Source organism: Streptomyces sp. NPDC024687, assembly GCF_055559055.1.
In genome coordinates, this window is record NZ_JBVHLJ010000002.1 from 37,129 (window position 1) to 56,825 (window position 19,697).

Genomic DNA, 19,697 nt, shown 5'->3' on the forward strand with positions numbered 1-19,697 from the left:
CGCCAGGACGACATGGCTCCGGCCTCACCCGGCACGTGGCTTCGGCCACACCGGGCCCCCTCGCGCGCCTACGCCTCCAGCCAGAACCGGGTGCGCCTCAGCCACAGATCCAGCAGCTCAGAGTCCCCTCGCGTCTCGACACCGGGCGCCGGCCGGGCGTAGAGGGACAGGAGCAGGTCGGTCACCGGCCCGCGCACGCTGGCGGTGGCCGGGCCGGCCCCGCGCCGCCACACCGGCCGCTCCCCGCCGAGGTCGAGCAGCCACTCCCCCGCCGTCCCCGCGTCGAAGCCCACGGTCCGCCCGTGCCCGAGCAGCTCGGGCACGCCCGGCAGGGGCTCGTAGGCCTCGGGGACGGTGGAGAATTCCAGCCACTCCTCCACGGCGTCCACCGCGAGGGACTCCTCGGCCAGGAACTCCGCCCCGGTCACGAGCGCCGCGTCGGCCCGGTGCAGCAGCGTCTCGAAGGTCATGCGCCGAGCCCAGAACATCGCGGACTGCTCGACCAGTTGCTCGTCGGCGGGGGTCCACACCGCCAGATCGGGCCCGGCCGCACGCAGGGTGCCGGCCAGCCTCGTGGCGCCCTCGGCGAGCCAGCCGCCGAGCTCGGAGTCGGCGAGGCCGGCGTAGGCGGCGGGGTCGTTGACCGAGTCGTCGTCGACGGGCTCGGTGGCCCGGGTCCGTACGATCTCCTCCGCCCAGCGGTGATCGCCGCCCACGTGCCGCAGCAGCCGGCCGAGGTCCCAACCGGGGCAGGTGGGCACCGCGAGGGTCGGATCGGCGCCCTTGACATGGCGGGCGAGCAGGTCGGTCTGGGCGACGATCGCGTCGCAGTACTCGTCGAAGGCCAACAACGCTTCCCCCATCGCTGCACGATTCGTTATTCCTGCCACCTAACCTGACTCCTTCGAGTACCACCACTGAACAGAGGGAGACACGGCCATGCTGGTCAGGGCGGGGAACACGTGGCTTCGGATGGCCCATGTGGCGTTGCTGGCGGGTGTGCTGACGGGCTGTTCGGAGGCCGCCGACGGGGACGACTCCCGCGGGTCCGCGCGGCCGTCGGCGACGGCGCGGACGTCCGCTCCCGACGACACGGCCGTGAGCAGCGGTGGCTCGATCGGCGCCGCCGGCTCGGCGTGCGAGCTGCCCGTCACCTTCGACACGGCGAAGAGCTGGAAGGCCGAGGCGGTGAAGGCGCCTCTGAGTCAGGGGCCCGTCAGCTTGGCATGCGAGATCGACGCGAAGCCCGCGGGCAACATCGGCTTCCTCCGCGTCTGGGCCGGAAAGCCCGGTGCCGCCGACGCCCGCACCATGCTGGAGGCCTTCGTCGCGGCCGAGGACGGGGTGAGCAAGGAGAAGTACAGCGCCTTCACGTCCGGTGGCCTGACGGGGGTACAGGTCGAGTACCTGTACGCGAGCGAGCTGCTGGAGGAGACGAAGAAGGAGAGCGCCTTCGCCGTCACGACCGCGGCCGGGCCGGTGGTGGTGCACCTCGGCGGCCTCGACACCGACGAGCACGAGGAGATGCTCCCGGCGTACGAGCTCGCGCGGCGCACTCTGCGCACCGCCTGAGCCGGGATGTGAGCCAGGCCTTGAAACAGAAGTCCGGGGCCGCGGAGTGTGCCGCGGCCCCGGGCTCAGGAAGTGGTGGAGTCGGTCACGCCGGTATCACCTCGGATCGCAGCATGGGATGGCGCGCCGTGATCTCGTCCGACACGGCGAAGGCTTCGGTGAGCGAGAGGGCGTGCGGCACCAGTGCGGCGACGGTGGCCTCCAGGACCTCCGGCAGGTACCGGACCTGCTCGGCGGTCAGCCGCTCGTGCGCGAGCAGTTCACCGCTGTGCGCGGCCACGTACCGCAGGGCGAACAGCCGGTGGAGGTGCTCCAGCAGCAGGGCCACCTGCGGGTCGGCCACCTGCGCGGCCGCGGCGAGGAGTTCATGTGCGGCCAGTCGGTGGACGTGGGCGTCGACCAGGGACAGCGCCGCGCCGGAGGCGCCGTTCCAGCGGTCCAGGGGCGAGCCGGCCCGTTTCGCGCGCAGCCGCACACGGGCCCGCTCGTGCCGTATTCGCTCCAGGTCCCCCAGCAGGTCGTGCAGGTGGGCCGGATCGTGCAGGCTCCGGGTGGCCGGGGGCACCTCACTGGGCGGCCTCGGAGTGAAGCCGCCCAGCAACATCTCCCCGGCCGCCTTGACCCAGATGACGGCGTTGTCGCCCTCCGCGGTGATCGTTCCCTCGTTGGCCGCGAGCTGGCCCGCGATCCCGTTGGAGAGCAACAGGCCCTGGGCGCCGCAGCGTTCCCGGCACTCGGTCATGACGGCGCGCGCCTGCCAGGTGATCCACCCCTTGGCCACGGCCACCAGCCGCTCGGCCTCCTCGCGCTCCTCCCCCTCGGCCTTCGCCCATCGCCGTACGACCTCACGCTGCAGCAGGGTGGCGGCGTAGGTCGTGGCGAGCGCCTCCACGAGCGGGGCGTGGTGGGTGCGGTGGGCGAACAGCGGCACCCGCTGCCCGCTGGTCATGCCCGTGGTGACCCGCTGGTGGGCGTGGCGCACGGCGACGGTGAGGGCGTGCCGCGTCACCCCCAGGCTGTAGGCGCTCATGCACAGCTTGCCCATGGTCACGCGGCCGATGGAGCGCAGGAACCGTTTGCGTGGACTCCCCAGGCAGGAGACGAGTTCACCCTCCTCCGTCAGCCTGCCGTGGTCACCCTGGAGCATGGCCGTCCGCGGCAGCCGCACGCCGTGGAAGGAGGTGGCGCAGTGGTCGACCGGGCTGCTGGCGGTCTGCGGCAGCAACTCGACTTCCACGCCCGGCAGATGACGGCCGTTCGTGTCGGTCAGCGAGGTCAGGAAGAGGAAGACGCCCTGGTCCTTGCCGTCGATCACCAGACGGGCGGCGACCAGGGCGTCTTTCGGGCCGCCGGCCACCGAGGTGTTGGGCATCCACTTGCGTGCCCCCCGCGTCGGGGTGGTCAGCACGAATCCGCCCGTGGCCCGGTCCAGGGTCGCGGTGGTCTCCAGCTGGGGGGCGTCGTTGCCGTGCGCCTGCTCGGTGCACAGGAAGGTGCCGATGCGTTCCATCCGCAGATAGGGGCCCAAGTCCCGCCCCTCGTGGTCGTGTTCGAGCAGACTGCCGAGGAACAGGTTGTAGTGGATGCTGGCGATCGTCGTCATGCCGGCGTCCACCACCCCGGCCCACTCGTGCAAGGCGCTCAGGGCGACCGGGTCCCGCGCCAGGGCCTGGGGGTCGGGTACCGCCGCGTTCAGCGTGCGCAGGCGTTGATAGGACAGTTCCGTGCGCTCCTGGTGGGTGAGCCCCTCGTGGTAGGCGAACACGTCGGAGCTGAACAGGCGGCGCCAGGGTTCGTGGATCTCGTCCTGTGCGCCGAAGAGGAGGTGCCGGATCGCGGCCGTCTCGGTCAGCGGGGGTGCCGTTACGGGGAGTTGAGAGGTGATCACAGCGGCAACGTAGTCCGAGGCGGCCCCTGATCACATCATGATCATCACCACGATTGAACGCCCGCGTGCGGTGGTAGTTACCCCTTAAACGGCCTCTCCAATACCACAAGCCACGATCTACACAAGGGTGATTCCCCTCCCACACGGCACTTTACGCCCGTGTGTCGGAACGACTTTCGGTCACTGTCCCCGGCGTGTCGCCACGGGGGTCGGGGGGTGATCACCACTTGATCACCACCCGCTGACGCGGCTCCAGAAGGCCTGGACGACCGGCGCACCCGCCGTCGCCGACATGCTGTCGACCACGTGGTAGCCGTGGTGCTGGGCCGCGGTGGCGCAGGCGTGGTTGGGCAGGACGCGCAGGCGGGTGCCGATCGGCAGGTCGGGCAGGGGGGCGCCGTCACGGGCGGTGAGGGTGCCGTGTTCCTGGCTCGCGGCCGTCATGACCAGGCCCGGGACCGGATTGCCGTCGAGGTCGGCGACCAGGCCGTACCCCTGGTCCTGTGCCTGGGCCGCGGTGCCGCGGTCGCGGGACATGGCCATCCAGCCGCCGTCGGTGAGGATCCAGCCGTGCTCGGGGCGGTGGCCGATGACGGTGACGACGACCGACAGGGCGAGGTCGTCGAGGCGGCAGACACCGAGGCCGGCCATCACCAGGTCGAAGAACACGTAGTTCCCCGCCCGCAGTTCGGTGACCCCGGTGAGGTCCTCGGCGGCATGGGCGGTGGGGGTGGAACCGACGCTGACGGTGGCAACGGGCAGGCCCGCCGCGCGCAGCCGCTCCGCCGCGGCGACGGCACTGTCGCGTTCGTTCCCCGCGGCCAGGCGCTGCCCCTCGGCGGTCCAGGCGAAGTAGGACTCGCCCGCGTGGGCCAACACCCCGTCCAGGCAGCCCGCTTCGTGCAGGACGCGGCCGATCTCGGTGAGCGCGGGAGCATCGGGCCGGAGGCCGCCGCGGTGACCGTCGCAGTCGATCTCGATCTGGGCGGGGACGGGAAGTCCGGCCCGGCGCGAGGCCTCGGCGACGAAGTCCGCCTGCTCCGCGCTGTCCAGCAGGACGCGCAGGGTGACCCCACGTCGCAACAGGGCGACGACACGCGGGAGTTTGTGGGGGTCGATCCCCACGGCGTAGGTGATGTCGGTGTAACCGCCGTCGGCGAACGCCTCGGCCTCGGCCAGGGTGGACACGGTGACCGGGCACGGCGGGGCGCCTTCGTGCAGGAGGGCGGCGACGTCGAGGCTCTTGGCCGTCTTCACGTGGGGCCGCAGGGTGACACCGAGCCGCTGGGCCCTGGCCGCCAGCCGCTCGACGTTGCGTCTGACCCGGTGGACGTCGACGACGGCGAACGGGGTGTCGGGATCGGCCAGGGTCCGCGCCGCGGCGCTTGCGGGGGTCCGGACAGGGCCTGCAGGGGTCGCAGGACTCACAGGACTCACAGGACCCATAGGGCTCACGTCGCTCACAGGGAGATGTCCATCCTCTTGAGTAGGGCCAAGCCCGGATACAGGTCCTGCACTCCGATCCCGGAGCTGTCGAAGACCGTGGTGTCGCCGTCGGAGAACACTGGGGCGCGGGCGAAGAGTTCGAAGACCGGACCGTCCACCGTCACGGCGAAGGCGACGCGGGCAGCTGCCAGGACCAGGTCCTCGTCGACGGGCGCGGCGGTCCGCTCTTCCGTGATGCGTGGCGGGCCGGGGTACGGTCCGGCGGAGGTCATCGCGAGCCCCTCACTTGCTGTAGTTGTAGACGGTCGCCCGGGACACACCGAGCAGATCCGCGATGGTCTGCGCGGCGTCCCGTGAGTCGAAGTAGCCGTCCCGGTGCAGCCGCCGTACGAGTTCCTTCTTGTCCTGTCTGCTCAGTGAGCGAGGCGTGGCGGCGCGCTCCGCGGCCAACTCCTCAACCGTCCGGCGCAGTTCGCGCGTGGTGCGGTCCCGCAGGGTCTCCAGTGACTGCTCGCGGTGCTCGGTGTCGGTGGCCACGAGGTTCGACAGGGCGAGCGTCACGGGGGACAGCACCGACACGTCGAGATTGAGACACAGGGCCGCGATGTACTCACCGGCCTCGTTCTTTATCCCGATGGACGTGCTCTTGGCCGGGCGGCCGTCGGGGAACCGATTGGGGTAGTTCTGGATCACGCTCGGGTACCCCGGATCGGCGATGCGCGCCAGCCCCAGCTCGGTCGCGGAGTCGCCGATCCGGCGGCCGGAGAGGTTGTTCTCGATCGCCCGGATCGCCTGCCGTGGATCCCGCAGATCGTGCAGCACCACCTCGCACAGGCCCGGAAACATACGGCCGAGCGCGACAGCGATCTTCTCGGCCTCACCGATGAGGTGCTCATCCGCACCGTCGACGTCGCCCTTCACCATCGGCGCTCCGTCCAGGGACTTGATAGACTTATTGTCTAAATCTGGAGGTTCAGCCTAAGAGTCCGACCGATGGTTGTCCAGCAGGGTGAGGGAGGTATACATATGGCCGCCCGGGTGCGGGCCGCTGTCCTTGTGGCGCATTCTTGCTGTGTCGCCCGCGGGACGGTGCACGGACTAGGTAGGGCCGATGACTGGGAGCGTCGAGGACCCACGACCCATGGCCGGGCGGCTGGCGGCGCTGCTGATCGACGCTTCGACGGAGGCGATCAGTGCGGCCGGCGGCCACGCCGGAGGGGTCTATCTGCGCTCCCGCACGCCCGGACTGCTCCGGCTCGCCGTTCTGTCGGGGCTCCCCGGACCGCTGTTCCGCCCCTGGTGGCGGCTGCACGCCGACCGCCCTTTCCCCGTCGCCGACGCCTACCGGCTCGGTGTCCAGGTGGTCCTGCCGAACGCGACCGAGACGATGCGGCGCTACCCGCAGTTCGCCGCCGGCCTGCCGTTCCAGTTCGGTTCGCTCTACGTGCCCGTCGTCTGCGGTTCGACGACCTTCGGTGTGCTGACCGTGCTGCGCCCGGCCGTCCCCGACGCCGCCGAGGTGCTGTCCGGCCGCGACCGGATGGTGCGCCTCGCCCAGGAGCTGGGCGAGGCGCTGCGGGGCCTGGAGGAGGCGGACCCGGACCAGGTCGTCTGGGAGGGTGAGCCGGTCTGCCTGCGGCCGCCGACCTCCTCCACGTCCGTGGGACGCGCCGGACGCTTCGCCTGGGACCCCGACGCGGCCGACGTCGCCCTGGACGAGGACCTCCACACCCTCCTGGGCGTGCCGCCCAGCGAGTTCTCCGGCACGACCGAGGCGTTCGCCGAGGCCGTGGCCCCCAGCGACGCGCACCGCATCCTGGCCTCCCTGCGCGACACCGCCGCCGGCCGCCCTCCCGCGCTGCCCCTCTACCTGCGGGCCGAGGACGGCACGCTGCGCCTGCTGGACCTGTGGAACGCCTACGAACCGCCCGCCGCCCCCGCGGTTCGGGGCGTCGTATTGGCCCCGGGCCCGGCCCCCACTGCGGACTCGGCGGCCGACCTGCTGCCCGACGGCGTGTTCTGCGTGGACCGGCTGGGCCTGGTCGTCTACGCGAACCCGCGCGCCGCCGAGCTCCTGGGCCGCCCCCGCGCCGAACTCGTCGGCCGCGACCTGTGGGAGGCCGTGCCCTGGCTGGCCCGCCCCGAGTTCGAGGACCACCTGAGAGCGGCCCTCCTCACCTCGGACCCGGTCCACTTCCATCTCGTACGACCGCCCACGCGGGACTCCGAGACACGGCCGACCGCTGAGGACACCGGGCCACCGCGGCCCACTCGGGACGCCGGGCCGCCACCTGCTCAGGACGCGGGGTCGCTGAGGTCCACGCAACAGACCGGGCCACCACTCGCCGGGGACGCCGGACCACCGCCTGCGCAGGACACCGGGCCACCACGGCCCGCTCAACAGACCGGACCACCACCGCCCGCCCGCGACGCCGGACCAACACCGCCCGCCCCGCACACCGACTCGCCGTCTCCCACCCAGGACACGGGATCACCGTCCTCCGCCCACCCCAACCCGCCCCCCGCTGACCACACCGCCCCACCCCCACCTGCTCAAGAGCCCCCGCAAGCCCCCACCCCCGCCCCCCAGCCGAACGAAGGCGACTGGCTCGCTCTCTCCGTGCACCCCGGGCCGGACCGGCTGACCTGTACGGTGCGGCCCGCGAGCCGGGTGACGGGCAGTCCCGCGGGGCAGGGGGCCGCCCAGGTGTCCGAGGCGGGTGTGAGCCCGCTGGCGCACCTGTACCGGCCGATCGCGCTGGCCATCGCCCTGACCGAGGCGGTCACCGCCCGGCAGGTGTCCGCCGTCGTGATGCGGGAGCTGCTGCCGGCGTTCGGCGGCCGCCGGCTCGCGATCTACCTGCTTCAGGAACGGCATCTGTACCTGGAGTGGGAGACCGGCTTCCCCAAGGGCTTCCTGGCGCCCTTCGACGGTGTGGACATGGGCACGCACCTGCCCGGCGTGGAGACCCTCACCACCGGCCGTCCGCTGTTCTTCGACTCGATGGAACAACTGACGGCCGCCTATCCCGGCATCGCCCTGGACGCCACCGAGGGCGCCCGGGCCTTCCTGCCGCTGATCGCCTCCGGGCGCCCGGTCGGCTCCTGCATCCTCGGCTTCGACCGGCCGCGCAGCTTCAGCACCGAGGAGCGCACGGTCCTCACCGCGCTGGCCGGACTCATCGCCCACGCCATGGAGAAGGCGCAGCGCTACGAGTCGGAGACCGTGCTCGCCCGGGGTCTCCAGCAGGCGCTCCTGCCCCGCCGTCTGTCGGCGCATCCGCTGGTGGAGACCGCCGGGCGCTATCTGCCGGGCACCGCGGGGATGGACGTCGGCGGCGACTGGTACGACGTCGTCGAGTCCGGTGACGGGCTGGCCCTGGTCATCGGGGACGTCCAGGGGCACGGGGTGCAGGCGGCGGCCACCATGGGGCAGCTGCGCAGCGCGGTCAGGGCGTTCGCACTCGGGGACCGGCCGCCGGACGAGGTCATGAGCAGCACCAACCATCTGCTCATCGACCTCGATCCCGGCCTGTTCGCCAGTTGCTGCTACATCCGGCTCGACCCTGCCACGGGCGTGGCCAGGGCGGCCCGCGCCGGACATCCGCCGCCCCTGCTGCGCAGCCCCGACGGTCGCACCCGGGTCCTGGACCTGCCCGGCGGGGTGGTCCTCGGGGTGGCCCCGCGGGCCGGCTATCCGGTGACCGAGCTCCAGATGGAGCCGGGCGCGATCCTTGCGCTCTACACCGACGGGCTGGTGGAACGGTCCGGCACCGACATCGACGAGGGGATCACCGCCCTGCGGGTGGCCCTGGCGAAGGCCGGTACTCCGGCTGCCCGGCCGGGCAGCAGGTTCCTGGCGGGCGTGGCGGACCGGCTCACTGCGACCGCCCGGCACGCCGTGGACCGGCCCGACGACATCGCGCTGCTGCTCGCCACCCGACGGACAGCTCCGTCGCGGTCACTGTGAGGAACTCCGTATGACAAGCTGTGCCGGTTTTCGATGGGCCGTCACACCGTGTGACGCCCCTCGCCTCCTGGGGCGCGGCAGTGTAGACATGGGCACATGGTCCGACTCCTGGGCCGCTTCGGGGGCGGGACGGCCCGTCGCCCCGGCGGTCCCCGCCCACCGCAGACACCCGACCACGCCCGCCACGAGGGCCCGCTGAGGGGCAGTTCGCCCACGCGGGCGGAGCGCGACGGAGCCCGGACGCGACAGCCGCCGGGAGCGCTGCGGGCGGCGGTCGGCGGACGCAGCGTGGCCGGACAGGTGTTCGTCCTCCAGGTCGTGATCGTCCTGCTGCTGGTCGTGGCCGCGGTGGTGGCCCTGGTGCTCCAGGTACGGCACGACAGCACCATCGAGGCCCGCAACCGTTCGGTGGCCGTGGCCCAGGCGTTCGCCAACGCCCCGGGCACCGTCGAGGCCCTCAGCAGTCCGGACCCCTCGGCGGTGCTCCAGCCGCGTGCCGAGGCGGCCCGTCGGGCGACGGACGTGGACTTCATCGTCGTCATGGACACCGAAGGCATCCGGTACACGCACCCCAAGCCGGACCGCATCGGCAAGAAGTTCGTCGGGGACATCGCCCCCGCGCTGGCCGGACGTGTGGTGACCGAGGACATCACGGGCACCATCGGGCCGCTCGTGCAGGCCGTCGTCCCGATCAAGGCGGACGACGGCAAGGTCGTGGGGCTGGTGTCGGCCGGCATCACCACCGCCAAGGTGGGCGGCACCGCCGACCAGCAGGTGCCGCTGCTCCTGCTGGCCGCCGCGGTGGGGCTCGCCCTGGCCACGGCGGGCACGGCGCTGGTCAGCCGACGGCTGCTGCGCCAGACGCACGGCCTGGGCCCGCACGAGATGACCCGCATGTACGAGCACCATGACGCGGTGCTGCACGCCGTGCGCGAGGGTGTGCTGATCGTCGGCGGCGAGGGGCGGTTGCTGCTCGCCAACGACGAGGCCCACCGGCTGCTCGACCTGCCCGCCGACTCCGAGGGCCGGCACGTCCTGGACCTCGCGCTCCCCGCCGACATCGCCGGGCTGCTGGCGTCCGGGCGCGTCGCCACCGATGAGGTGCACCGGGTCAAGGACCGTCTCCTCGCGGTCAACCAGCGGCCCACCGACATCCAGGGCGGCCCGCCGGGCAGCGTCGCCACCCTGCGCGACTCCACCGAGCTGCGCGCCCTGTCCGGACGCGCCGAGGTCGCCCGCGAGCGCCTCGACATGCTGTACGACGCCACGGTCGGCATCGGCACAAGCCTGGACGTGACCCGCACCGCCGAGGAACTGGCCGAGCTCGCCGTTCCGAGGTTCGCGGACTTCGCCACCGTCGACCTCTTCGACGCGGTGCTGAGCGGGGGTCAGCCGGAGGCGGCGACCACCCTGCGCCGCACCGCGCTCAGCGGCATCCGCGAGGACGCCCCGCTGTACAAGGTCGGCGAGCGCATTCCCCTGGTCGACTCCGCTCCCCAGTCCCGCGGCATCAGCAGCGGCCGGGCCGTCCTGGAGGCGCGTCTGGCGGAGGCCGCCGGATGGCGCGCGCAGGACAAGGAGCGCTCCGCCCATGTCATCGAGTACGGCATCCACTCGCTGATCGCCGTCCCCCTGCGGGCCGGCAGCCTCGTCCTGGGCACGGTCAGCTTCTGGCGCTCGGACAAGCCCCAGCCCTTCGACACCGAAGAGGTCGCCCTCGCCGAGGAGCTCGTCACCCGGGCAGCGGTCTCCATCGACAACGCCCGCCGCTACACCCGCGAACACACCATGGCGGTGACCCTCCAGCGCAGTCTGCTGCCGCGCCGGCTGCCCGAGCAGGACGCCCTGGACATCGCCTACAAATACTTGCCCGCACAGGCCGGGGTGGGCGGCGACTGGTTCGACGTGCTCCCGCTGTCCGGTGCGCGGGTGGCGCTCGTGGTCGGTGACGTCGTGGGGCACGGGCTGCACGCCGCGGCCACGATGGGCAGGCTGCGCACGGCGGTGCACAACTTCTCCGCCCTGGACCTGCCGCCCGACGAACTGCTCGCCCTGCTCGACGAGTTGGTGGCCCGGATCGACCAGGACGAGGCGGAGGAGAGCGGCAACTCCCCGGTCACGGGGGCCACTTGTCTGTACGCCGTCTACGACCCGGTCTCCCGACTGTGCACGGTCGCCCGGGCCGGCCATCCGCCGCCCGCCGTCATCCACCCCGACGGCAGTGTCGAGTACGCCGACGTGCCCGCCGGTCCCCCGCTCGGCCTCGGTGGCCTGCCGTTCGAGACGGCCGACCTGGAACTCGCCGAGGGCAGCCGTCTGGTGCTCTACACGGACGGGCTCGTGGAGGACCGGGAGCGTGACATCGACGTGGGCCTGGAGCTGCTCCGCACCGCACTGGAGCAGGCCGGCCCCTCGCCCGAGGACACCTGCCGGGCCGTGCTGGACGCGCGGCCGCCGACCCGGGCCACCGACGACATCGCCCTGATAGTGGCCCGTACCCGGGCGCTGGCGGCCGACCGGATCGCCGAGTGGCAGGTTCCCGGCGACCCGGCGGCCGTCGCCGACGTCCGGGCGACCGTGTCCCGGCAGCTCGCCCGCTGGGACCTGGACGACCTCGCGTTCACCACGGAACTGATCCTGAGCGAGCTCGTCACCAACGCGATCCGCTACGGTGGCGACCTCATCCACGTCCGCGTGCTGTACGACCGCGCCCTGGTCTGCGAGGTCTACGACAGCAGCAGCACCTCACCGCACCTGCGGTACGCGGCCATGACCGACGAGGGCGGCCGCGGACTGTTCCTCGTCGCCCAGCTCAGCGACCGCTGGGGCACCCGCTACACCCCGGCGGGCAAGGTCATCTGGGCGGAACAGCAGCTCCCCTGACCGGCTTCCAGCCCCTGATTACTCATAAGGTGACCTTATGAGCTCATAGAGTGGACCCGCGTACCGACTTAGGCTTGCCTTAGCTTAGGCTTCCCTGGAGTTGATCTGTCGCCGCTCGAAGGGAACCTGATCATGCCACGCCCCCTGCGGGTAGCCATCGTCGGAGCCGGCCCCGCCGGGATCTACGCCGCCGACGCGCTGCTCAAGTCCGATGTGGCCACGGCACCGGGTGTCTCCATCGACCTCTTCGAGCGGATGCCGGCCCCGTTCGGACTGATCCGTTACGGCGTGGCTCCGGACCACCCCCGGATCAAGGGCATCATCACGGCCCTGCACCAGGTGCTCGACAAGCCGCAGATCCGCCTGTTCGGCAACGTGGACTACCCGACCGACATCAACCTGGACGACCTGCGCGCGTTCTACGACGCCGTGATCTTCTCCACGGGCGCGACCGCCGACCGCGAGCTGCGCATACCGGGCATCGAGCTCGACGGTTCGTACGGCGCCGCCGACTTCGTCTCCTGGTACGACGGCCACCCGGACGTGCCGCGCACCTGGCCCCTGGAGGCCGAGAAGGTCGCCGTCCTCGGCGTCGGCAACGTCGCGCTCGACGTGGCGCGCATCCTGGCCAAGACGGCCGACGAACTCCTCCCGACGGAGATCCCGCCGAACGTTTATGAGGGCCTCAAGGCCAACAAGGCGCTGGAGGTCCACGTCTTCGGCCGCCGTGGCCCGGCGCAGGCGAAGTTCTCCCCGATGGAGCTGCGCGAGCTGGACCACTCCCCCAACATCGAGGTCATCGTCGACCCCGAGGACATCGACTACGACGAGGGCTCGATCGAGACCCGGCGCGGCAACAAGCAGGCCGACATGGTCGCCAAGACCCTGGAGAACTGGGCGATCCGGGACGTCGGCGACCGTCCGCACAAGCTGTTCCTGCACTTCTTCGAGTCGCCCACCGAGATCCTCGGCGAGGACGGCAAGGTCGTCGGTCTGCGCACCGAGCGCACCGCCCTCGACGGCACCGGCAACGTCAAGGGGACCGGCGAGTTCAAGGACTGGGACGTCACCGCGGTCTACCGCGCGGTCGGCTACCTCTCCGACAAGCTGCCCAAGCTGCCCTGGCACATCGACTCGGGCACGGTCCCGGACGAGGGTGGCCGGGTCATGCAGGAGAGCGGCGAGCACCTGCAGTCGACATACGTCACCGGCTGGATCCGGCGTGGTCCGGTGGGTCTCATCGGCCACACCAAGGGCGATGCCAACGAGACGGTCTCGAACCTCCTGGACGACTTCGCCAACGAGCGTCTGCAGACCCCGGGTTCGCCCGAGCCGGAGGCCGTGGACGCGTTCCTCGCCGAGCGGAACGTCCGCTTCACCACCTGGGAGGGCTGGTACAAGCTGGACGCCGCCGAGAAGGCGCTGGGCGAGCCGCAGGGCCGCGCGCGCGTGAAGCTCGTCGAGCGCGAGGACATGCTGCGCGAGAGCGGCGCCTGACAGGGGCCGGGCGGCGGCGGAACCCCCGCCGCCGTCCGGTCGTTCCTTCCGTGTCCGCACGACCGTGCGGGCGGACGCGGGACGAACGGGGTGGGCGTGGCACGCGTACTGGTCATCGGCGGCGGTATCGCCGGTACGGCGGTGGCTCTGGCGCTGCACAGAGCGGGCTTCGAGGCCGTCGTGCACGAGGCGCATCCCGACTCGGCCGAGGACATCGGCGCGTTCCTCACCCTGGCGAGCAACGGCATGCGCGCCCTCGCCCAGTTGGGCGCCTCCGCGGCGGTCACCGCGATCGGCTTCCCGCTGACCTCACTGCGGGTCCTCGACGACACGGGCACCGAGCGGGCGCACGCCCCCATGGGCGAGACCTCCGACCCGCTGCTCCACTACCGGTGCCTGCGCCGCGGTGACCTCAACACCGCGCTCCAGGCGGAGGCCGCGCGCCGGGGCATCACCGTCCGGCACGGCGCACGGCTCGCCTCCGTCGAGGACGGTCCCGACGGGGTCACCGCGCACTTCGCCGACGGCACCACCGCGACCGGTGACCTGCTGATCGGCGCCGACGGCCTGAACTCCACCGTACGACGCTCGGTCTCACCCGGGACGCGGCCCTTCTACGCCGGCCAGTACGTCTTCTACGGCTACACGCGCGCCGCGTCTCCTCCCGGCACGGACGCCTGCATCACCATGGTCCGCAGCAGCGGAGCCGCCTTCGGGTACGCGGTGTCGCCGGACGGGGAGGCGTACTGGTTCGCCCGGGTGAGCGGCGACCCGCTGCCCGCCGAGGAGTTGGCGCAGGGCACGCCCGCCGACTGGCGGGCCCTGTTGCTGCCGCTGCTGCGCAAGGACGCCACGCCGGCCGCGGATCTCGTCGCGGCCACCGGCGACGACCTCATGGTCACCAACGCCACCGAGATCCCCACCGGCACCCCGTGGCGCTCAGGACGGACCCTGCTCATCGGCGACGCCGCCCACGCCGCCTCCCCCGCGACCGGCCAGGGCGCCTCGATGGCGCTGGAGGACGCCGTCGTCCTCGCCAAGTCCCTGCGGGACGCACCGGACACGGAGGCCGCGCTCGGCCTCTACGAGAGACTGCGCCGCCCCCGCGTGGAGCACAACATCACCGTCAGCGGCAACATCTCCCGGGGCACTCACACCCCTTCGGCCGCGCCCCGCCCCTCAGACGAGGACCTCGCCCGGCTCCTGGAATGGGGCGGCGACCTCTGGGCCGAACGGCACCCTCTCTAGAACTCAGAGCCCTGCCCCCTCAGGAGAACAGCGCCTGGATGTCCGGCTTCTTGTCGCCGAAGATGCCGTCCTCCTCGCCGAGCGCGGCGAGCTTCTCCAGTGAGGCCGTGTCGACCTGAGGCGGCCAACTGGGAAGGATGAGCTTGGTCAGCACATCGCCGCTGATCTTGGTGTAGACGGTGAGGATCTGCCGGGCCTCGTCCGGGTGGCCGGAGGCGTACTTCAGTGACTCCGTCATGGCTTCGGTGAACTTCTTCACCAGGTCGGGGTTCTGCTGTGCGATCTTCGTCGAGGTGAACCAGGTCGCGACCGTGAGCTTCGGGTCGGTCTCGGCGAAGGGCGAGGCGATGACCCGGGCGCCCTGCGCCTTGGCCACGGTCTGGGCCGGCTCGCCCATCCACGCGGCGTCCACGCGACCGCCGTCCAGCGCGGCCGGCATCTGGTCGAAGGGGATCTCGACGAACTTCACCTTCGCCGGGTCGCCGCCGTCCTCGCGCACCGACTCGCGGACCGTGGTGTCCCCGATGTTCTGCAGGGTGTTCACGGCGACCGTGTGCCCGGCCAGGTCCTTCGCGGACTTCACCGGGCTGTCCTTCTTCACCAGGACACCGGTGACGTCGGCTCCGACCTTGCCGTTGGAAGCCGCCCCGTTGACCACGGACTTCACGGGAACGCCCTTGGTCTGGGCGAGCATCAGGGACGTGGTGTTGCTGAAGCCGAACTGGAACTGACCGCTCACCACTCCGGGGATGATCGCCGCACCGCCCTGCGCGGTCACCATCTTCAGCTCGATCCCGCGACGGGCGAAGAACCCCTGCTTCTGCCCGAGGTAGAGCGGCGCCACGTCGACGATGGGGATGACACCGACGGTGACCTGGGTCTTCTTCGCTCCGTCGGCGGACGATGTGCCGCCGCTCCCGGAGTTCGACGATCCGCATCCGGCGGCGCCCGCGAGGGTCACCACCGCAACGGCAAGTCCGAGCACACGCCTTTGCATGGGGCCCTCCTGACGAGGCGTCAGAGCGCCTCACGACCCGTCCATTGATGTTGTGCACATCATTGACGCCCGCAATGTACACGCCTACTTTCGCCGGTGTCAGTCCCCCCGACCGCAGCAAAATACGGACTGCCCCCAAGGAGCCCACGTCTCGTGATGCACAGCATCCGCACCCGCACGCTCGTCACCGTGGCGGCACTGCTGCTCGCCGCTCCCCTCACCCCGGCCGCCCACGCCGCCGAGGACGCCCATGTCGAGGGCCGGCTGCCGTCCGGCGCGACCTACCTCATGGACGTGCCGGCCGGCTGGAACGGCACGGTCCTCCTCTACAGCCACGGCTACACACCGCCCGGCGTCCCCAACGCGGCCCGCAACGCGCCCGACGACACCACGAAGTCCCTGCTCCTGAAGCAGGGTTACGCGCTTATCGGTTCCTCGTACGCCACCACCGGCTGGGCCGTCACCGAGGCCGTGCCCGACCAGCTCGCCACCCTCGACACCTTCACCGCCCGCTTCGGACACGCGGGGCGCACCATCGCCTGGGGCACGTCCTACGGCGGCCTCGTCACGACCGCCCTCGCGGAACGCCACGCGTCCCGTCTCGCCGGTTCCCTGTCGATGTGCGGTCTGGTCCAGGGCGGGGTCGCCAACTGGAACAGCACGCTGGACCCGGTCTTCGCACTGAAGACGCTCCTCGCACCCGGCTCCGGCATCCCGCTGGCCGGGCTGCAGAGCCCGGCCGCCGCCACCCGGGCCTCCGACGACATGACGGCTGTCCTCACCGAGGCGCAGGGGACCGCCGACGGACGGGCCCGCATCGCGCTCGCCGCGGCCCTGCACAACATCCCCGGCTGGAACGACCCTTCACAGCCCCGGCCCGCGCCCACCGACCGGGACGCCCAGCAGTTGGGCCAGTACCAGGCCGTTGCCGGGCTGGTGAAGTTCCCCGCCTTCGTGTGGCGTCAGGAGGCCGAGGCCCGGGCGGGCGGGAACATGTCGTGGAACACCGGCGTGGACTACCACGCCATGCTCCGCACCTCCCCCTACCTCAAGGAGGTCAAGGAGCTGTACGCGAAGGCCGGTCTCTCGCTGAAGTCCGACCTCAACGCCCTCGACAAGGCCCCGCGCACCCGCGCCGACAGGAAGGCCGTCGACTGGATGACCCGTACGAGCACCTTCACCGGCCGCCTCACCAAGCCCCAACTGAACATCCACACCACCGGCGACGCACTGATCCCGGTGCAGTCCGAGACCGCCTACCGCCGGGCCGCCACAGCCGGGGGCTCGGCTCCACTGCTGCGGCAGCGCTATGTCGACAACGCGGGCCACTGCACCTTCAGTCCCGGCGAGCAGATCGCCGCCCTGCACGCAGTGGAGGACCGGATCAGCAGCGGTCACTGGCTCCGCAGTGATCCCGCCGCACTCAACTCCCGTGCCACCGAAGCCGATCCGGCCTCACCGGCCCGCTATCTCCCCTACGCGCCGACCGGTTACCCCCGCCCCTACGACCGGGCACACCCTTCCGACGGGCACCGGACGTAGCCCCAGGCCGTCACGGCTGCGAGGTCTCCGACTCGAGCGCGGCGCGCGTCGCCGTGCCGTAGACGCCGGGCTCGTCCTCGACGACGAAGCGGCTGACCTGGTAGGTGCGCACCGCGTTCTCGACCTGCTGGTCGAAGTCGCCGTCGGCCTCCCCGGCGTAGACGCCGACCTGCCGCAGGCGGAGCTGGAGTTCGACGACCTCGGGCCCCTGGTCACCGAGGCCGAGGACAGGAGGCCGGCCGCTCGACGCCGTCGGGCCGGGGCCCACCGTGGCGGTGGCGGCGGCGCTCGACGGGGCGCCGGTCGGGGTGGTGGTGACCGTCGGGGACGCGCTGTCACTGGACTCTGCGGTCGGCGAGGAGGAGGGCGATGCGGAGGACCGCGTCGAGGTCGCCGTAGGAGAAGACGCCGTGACGGAGGGAGCGCTCGACGACGGGGGCGCTTCCGGCACGCCCGCGCGTACGCCGCCGGCCACGGAGCCGTCCCGTGAAGGGCCGTCGTAGGTGAAGAGCCCGCCGACGAAGCCGCCCGTGACCAGGACGGCGACTGCTGCTCCCGCCCCGGCGACGATCAGGTTCCGCCGCCCGCGGCCGTGCGGGGCGCTGTCGGCCGGGGACGGGACGCACGGCTCCTCGCGAGATGCCGGTCCCTCGTCCACCCGGACCAGGGCGGTCTCACTCAAGTCCCCTGCCGGGGCCGGTCGTTCCGGCTCTCCGGCCGGGTCCGCCGGTTCCTCGCCGACCTCCACGAAGGGCCGGATGCGCACCGGGTCGAAGTCCTCCGCCGCGGCCGCCTCGGCCGTACGGGACTCGCGGTGGGCCTCGGATGCGCGGTGTGCGCAGGTGCAGGAGGGAGTGCCGTCCGCCGCCCTGGGCGCCCCGCACTCCGGGCAGACGAGGACTGGTGGTTCACTCACACGCGTTCCCTCTCCCTACGATCTTCATATCGTAGACAGATATGCCGCGCAGAAATTCCACACCCCGTATCACTCGGAAACCACGGCAGCCATAGGGCCGGGATTCAGCCACCGCGCGTGAAGGAGAGGTGAACGGCGGTCGGCACGGGGGCCCAACGCCCGGTCCGCTGCTGGGAACTTGACGATCCGGGCATGCAGAAGACGGCGACAACATGGGGTAACCAGCGGTAACTTCTCTCCCGCCCCGCCCCTTCACCCGTGCCACTCCTCCAGGAGACACCCCCCATGCGCAGACTCCTCGCTGCTCTGGCGACGACCGCCGCCGCCCTCGGCGGACTCACCGCGGCTGCCCCGACCGCCACGGCCGCCGACTCGGGCAGCTTCAGCGTCCTCAGCTACAACGTGGCCGGCCTGCCCTCGGCCATCTCCAGCGCGTCCACACCCCGCGAGTCGAGCACCACGGCGATCGGCCAGCGGATCGCGCCGTACGACATCGTCCACGTGGAGGAGGACTTCAACTACCACGCCTACCTCTACGCGGGCGACACGAACCACGCCTACCGCACCCCCACCAGCGGCGGCGCCGGCATCGGCAGCGGCCTGAACACCCTGTCCAAAATCCCCTACGACGCCGACGACTTCGAGAGGGTTCGCTGGAACTCCTGCCAGGTGGACTCGGGCGACTGCCTCACCCCCAAGGGCTTCACCTTCATGCGCGAGCGCCTCGCCGAGGGCGTCTACGTCGACTTCTACAACCTGCACACCAACGCCGGCACCAACGACGGGGACCTCGCCTCGCGCGCGGACAACCTCAACCAGCTCACCGCGTTCATCAAGGCCCACTCCGCCGGCAACGCCGTCGTGGTCATGGGTGACACCAACACCCGCTACACCCGCTCCGGCGACACCATCGCCGAGTTCGCCGCCGCCAACGGCCTCAAGGATCCCTGGGTCCAGCTGATCCGTGGCGGCACCCCGCCCGCCAAGGGCAGCGACGCCCTGGTCTGCGACCAGACCGGCACCACCGTCCCCAACACCTGCGAGGTCGTCGACAAGGTCCTCTACCGCAGCAGCAAGCTGGTCTCCCTGAACGCCACCTCGTACAACAACGAGCATGCCAAGTTCCTCACCAGCGACAACCTGATGCTCTCCGACCACGACCCGATCACCGTCGGCTTCACCTGGTCGCGCAACTCCGCCTACCAGCTCAGCGAGCAGTACGGCGGCCCGCACGGCGACTACTTCAACGACATCGCCGCCGTCCCCGCCGGTGCCCGCGCCACCACGGTCGCGCTGCGGGCCGGATCCCGTGTCGACCAACTGGGCCTCACTCTGACGAACGGCACCGCGCTCACCCACGGCGGAACCGGCGGCACCGCGTCCTCCCTCACCCTGGGCAGCGGGGAGTACGTGACCGCGGCCCAGCTCTGCCAGGGTGAGTACAGCGGCCACACGCGGATCTTCTACGCCAAGTTCTCGACCAACCTCGGCCGCACCCTGGCCGGCGGCACCACCACCTCCGACTGCGTGACCCGCACCGCGCCGACCGGCTGGCAGATCGCCGGGTTCCACGGCCGTGGCGGCGACGAGGTCGACAAGATCGGCTTCATCTACACCCAGCGCTGACCCACCCGCCCCGGGGCGCTCCCGAGCGCCCCGGGTGCACAGGAATCACAAAAGAGTGACAGGACGATTGACGCGCCCACGGCCAGGGCCTACTTTCTGACCGATTTACCGA

Annotated in this window: 14 protein-coding genes; 7 read left to right on the forward strand and 7 right to left on the reverse strand. The window is 71.6% G+C overall.

What is annotated here, in order from left to right; translation table 11 throughout:
* Window positions 1–68: 68 nt before the first annotated feature.
* Window positions 69–863: a maleylpyruvate isomerase family mycothiol-dependent enzyme gene (locus ACZ39I_RS06595; RefSeq protein WP_467243360.1), complete on the reverse strand. Its 795-nt coding sequence runs from the start codon at window positions 861–863 to the stop codon at window positions 69–71.
* A gap of 76 nt (window positions 864–939) precedes the next feature.
* On the opposite strand from ACZ39I_RS06595, the gene ACZ39I_RS06600 reads away from it, so the two are divergent.
* Window positions 940–1,572, forward strand: a complete 633-nt coding sequence (locus ACZ39I_RS06600) for a lipoprotein (protein ID WP_467243361.1) — start codon at window positions 940–942, stop codon at window positions 1,570–1,572.
* An 85-nt stretch (window positions 1,573–1,657) separates the two neighbouring features.
* On the opposite strand, the gene ACZ39I_RS06605 is transcribed toward ACZ39I_RS06600, so the two are convergent.
* The 4 genes from ACZ39I_RS06605 to ACZ39I_RS06620 form a co-directional block, all read right to left on the reverse strand.
* Entirely contained in the window at window positions 1,658–3,460 is a 1,803-nt protein-coding gene (locus ACZ39I_RS06605) for an acyl-CoA dehydrogenase family protein (protein ID WP_467243362.1), read from the reverse strand.
* Between the two features lie 231 nt (window positions 3,461–3,691).
* Window positions 3,692–4,906, reverse strand: coding sequence for a DSD1 family PLP-dependent enzyme (locus ACZ39I_RS06610; RefSeq protein WP_467243363.1), 1,215 nt, complete (start codon window positions 4,904–4,906; stop codon window positions 3,692–3,694).
* A 14-nt stretch (window positions 4,907–4,920) separates the two neighbouring features.
* Window positions 4,921–5,178 carry a hypothetical protein gene (locus ACZ39I_RS06615; protein WP_467243364.1) on the reverse strand — a complete coding sequence of 86 codons (258 nt, stop codon included), beginning with the start codon at window positions 5,176–5,178 and terminating at the stop codon, window positions 4,921–4,923.
* Between the two features lie 10 nt (window positions 5,179–5,188).
* On the reverse strand, window positions 5,189–5,830 hold the full coding sequence (locus ACZ39I_RS06620) for a helix-turn-helix transcriptional regulator (RefSeq protein ID WP_467243365.1): 642 nt from the start codon (window positions 5,828–5,830) through the stop codon (window positions 5,189–5,191).
* Window positions 5,831–6,017: 187 nt separating this feature from the next.
* Between ACZ39I_RS06620 and ACZ39I_RS06625 the strand changes: the two genes are divergently transcribed.
* The 4 genes from ACZ39I_RS06625 (at window position 6,018) to ACZ39I_RS06640 (ending at window position 14,504) form a co-directional block, all read left to right on the forward strand.
* On the forward strand, window positions 6,018–8,876 hold the full coding sequence (locus tag ACZ39I_RS06625; RefSeq protein ID WP_467243366.1) for a SpoIIE family protein phosphatase: 2,859 nt from the start codon (window positions 6,018–6,020) through the stop codon (window positions 8,874–8,876).
* 96 nt (window positions 8,877–8,972) lie between these two features.
* Window positions 8,973–11,759 (forward strand): SpoIIE family protein phosphatase, encoded by a 2,787-nt coding sequence (locus ACZ39I_RS06630; RefSeq protein ID WP_467243367.1) that lies wholly within the window; start codon window positions 8,973–8,975, stop codon window positions 11,757–11,759.
* Window positions 11,760–11,891: 132 nt separating this feature from the next.
* A complete protein-coding gene (locus ACZ39I_RS06635) occupies window positions 11,892–13,256 on the forward strand; it encodes an FAD-dependent oxidoreductase (protein WP_467243368.1) in 1,365 nt (454 codons plus the stop codon).
* A gap of 96 nt (window positions 13,257–13,352) precedes the next feature.
* Window positions 13,353–14,504: an FAD-dependent oxidoreductase gene (locus ACZ39I_RS06640; RefSeq protein WP_467243369.1), complete on the forward strand. Its 1,152-nt coding sequence runs from the start codon at window positions 13,353–13,355 to the stop codon at window positions 14,502–14,504.
* Window positions 14,505–14,523: 19 nt separating this feature from the next.
* Here ACZ39I_RS06640 and ACZ39I_RS06645 read toward each other — a convergent pair whose 3' ends face one another.
* A complete protein-coding gene (locus ACZ39I_RS06645; RefSeq protein ID WP_467243370.1) occupies window positions 14,524–15,501 on the reverse strand; it encodes an ABC transporter substrate-binding protein in 978 nt (325 codons plus the stop codon).
* 156 nt (window positions 15,502–15,657) lie between these two features.
* Between ACZ39I_RS06645 and ACZ39I_RS06650 the strand changes: the two genes are divergently transcribed.
* A complete protein-coding gene (locus tag ACZ39I_RS06650) occupies window positions 15,658–17,043 on the forward strand; it encodes an alpha/beta hydrolase family protein (RefSeq protein ID WP_467244348.1) in 1,386 nt (461 codons plus the stop codon).
* Between the two features lie 10 nt (window positions 17,044–17,053).
* Here the strand turns inward: ACZ39I_RS06650 and ACZ39I_RS06655 are convergent, their stop codons facing one another.
* A complete protein-coding gene (locus ACZ39I_RS06655; protein WP_467243371.1) occupies window positions 17,054–17,959 on the reverse strand; it encodes a peptidoglycan-binding domain-containing protein in 906 nt (301 codons plus the stop codon).
* Window positions 17,960–18,244: 285 nt separating this feature from the next.
* Between ACZ39I_RS06655 and ACZ39I_RS06660 the strand changes: the two genes are divergently transcribed.
* The gene (locus tag ACZ39I_RS06660; RefSeq protein ID WP_467243372.1) at window positions 18,245–19,585 is read left to right on the forward strand and encodes a jacalin-like lectin; all 1,341 of its coding nucleotides are present in this window, start codon (window positions 18,245–18,247) and stop codon (window positions 19,583–19,585) included.
* The last annotated feature ends 112 nt before the right edge of the window (window positions 19,586–19,697 follow it).